The organism is Mycoplasma sp. CSL10166 (genome assembly GCF_017116885.1).
GTDB lineage: Bacteria > Bacillota_I > Bacilli_A > Mycoplasmatales > Metamycoplasmataceae > Mycoplasmopsis.
The window spans coordinates 1-2161 of sequence record NZ_JAFIRF010000005.1; the positions used below are offsets into that span (position 1 = coordinate 1).

The following is a 2161-nucleotide window of genomic DNA, read 5'->3' on the forward strand; positions in this document are numbered from 1 at the left end:
TTTCACTCCCCTCCCGGGGTTCTTTTCACCTTTCCCTCACGGTACTAGTTCACTATCGGTGTCTGGTTAGTATTTAGCCTTACCGGATGGTCCCGGCAGATTCAGACAGGGTTTCACGTGCCCCGCCCTACTCAGGATACTATCAGAAGATTTTGCCATTTCGCATACGGGAGTATCACCCTCTATGCTAAAGTTTCCCAACTTTTTCTGCTATAACAAAATTTTGTAACTTCATGTAGATAGTCCTACAACCCCAACATAAATGTTGGTTTGGGCTCTTCCAAGTTCGCTCGCCGCTACTAATGGAATCATTGTTTATTTTCTCTTCCTGTTGCTACTAAGATGTTTCAGTTCACAACGTGTCTCGTCATTAGAACTATGTATTCATTCTAATGCAATTAGATATTACTCTAATTAGGTTTCCCCATTCGGAAATCCCCGTATCGTAGCTTATATCCAGCTCCACGAGGCTTATCGCAGGTAATCACGTCCTTCATCGACTTCCAGACCCAAGGCATCCACAACTCACTCTTACTTATTTAAAAGTTCAATATTTTCCTATTGTTGATGTATTCAAAGACATTTTAATAAATTATTATTTAAAATAATTACTCGGTATCACAAAACAAATTGACTAATTTATTTTTATTGATGTCGTTGTTATATTAATTTATCTTTACTATTCAGTTTTCAAAGAACAATTGAGAGAAGTTCTCTCAAAACTAGATATATAAATCTTTCTGACCATTAAAGAAAGCCATGACTCAAATATTAATAAATAAAAATGGTCTTAAAAGTTAGTAATTGTTACTAAAATGAATTGTAACTTATGTACTCCGTAGAAAGGAGGTAATCCATCCCCACGTTCTCGTAGGGATACCTTGTTACGACTTCACCCCAGTCACCGGCCCTGCCTTAGGCAGTTGTCTCCGTAGTTAACAAAACCGACTTCGGGCATTACCAGCTCCCATGGTGTGACGGGCGGTGTGTACAAGACCCGAGAACGTATTCACCGTAGCGTAGCTGATCTACGATTACTAGCGATTCCGACTTCATGTAGTCGAGTTGCAGACTACAATCCGAACTGAGAATAGTTTTTTGAGATTTGCTCCACGTCACCGTATTGCTTCTCTTTGTACTATCCATTGTAGCACGTGTGTTGCCCCACTCGTAAGAGGCATGATGATTTGACGTCGTCCCCACCTTCCTCCCAATTACTCGGGCAGTCTCCCTAGAACATTTAACTAAGGATAAGGGTTGCGCTCGTTGCAGGACTTAACCGAACATCTCACGACACGAGCTGACGACAACCATGCACCATCTGTCATTCCGTTAGCCTCCGCTATATCTCTATAGCATTGCGGAAGATGTCAAGAGTGGGTAAGGTTCTACGCGTATCTTCAAATTAAACCACATGCTCCACCGCTTGTGCGGGTCCCCGTCAATTCCTTTAAGTTTCACTCTTGCGAGCATACTACTCAGGCGGATGATTTAATGCGTTAGCTGCGCCGATAGTTCTCTATCAGCTAATCATCATCGTTTACAGCGTGGACTACCAGGGTATCTAATCCTGTTTGCTCCCCACGCTTTCGTCTCTCAGTGTCAATATGTGCCCAGTTAGCTGCCTTCGCCATGTTGGTGTTCTTCCTAATATCTACGCATTTCACCGCTTCACTAGGAATTCCGCTAACCTCTACACAATTCTAGCGTGCCAGTATCCAACGCAATTTGGGGTTGAGCCCCAAGTTTTAACGCCAGACTTAACACACAACCTACAGACGCTTTACGCCCAATAATTCCGGATAACGCTTGCAACCTATGTATTACCGCGGCTGCTGGCACATAGTTAGCCGTTGCTTTCTGACAAGGTACCGTCAAGGCAATAGCATTTCCTCTACTGCTTTTTCTTCCCTTATAACAGCAGTTTACAACCCGAAGGCCGTCTTCCTGCACGCTGTGTCGCTCCATCAGACTTTCGTCCATTGTGGAAAATTCCCTACTGCTGCCTCCCGTAGGAGTCTGGGCCGTATCTCAGTCCCAGTGTGGCGGATCAGTCTCTCAACCCCGCTAAACATCATCGTCTTGGTAAGCCATTACCTTACCAACAAACTAATGTTCCGCACCCCGATCCTCTAGTGAAGCAAACGCTCCTTTTATATTA

The 2161-nt window shown here is 43.8% G+C and carries 2 rRNA genes; both read right to left on the bottom strand.

The window, feature by feature from the left end:
- Nucleotides 1-545: ribosomal RNA gene (locus JXZ93_RS03485) — 23S ribosomal RNA — on the bottom strand; the annotation flags it as partial.
- A 297-nt stretch (nucleotides 546-842) separates the two neighbouring features.
- Nucleotides 843-2161 (bottom strand): 16S ribosomal RNA (locus JXZ93_RS03490); the annotation flags it as partial.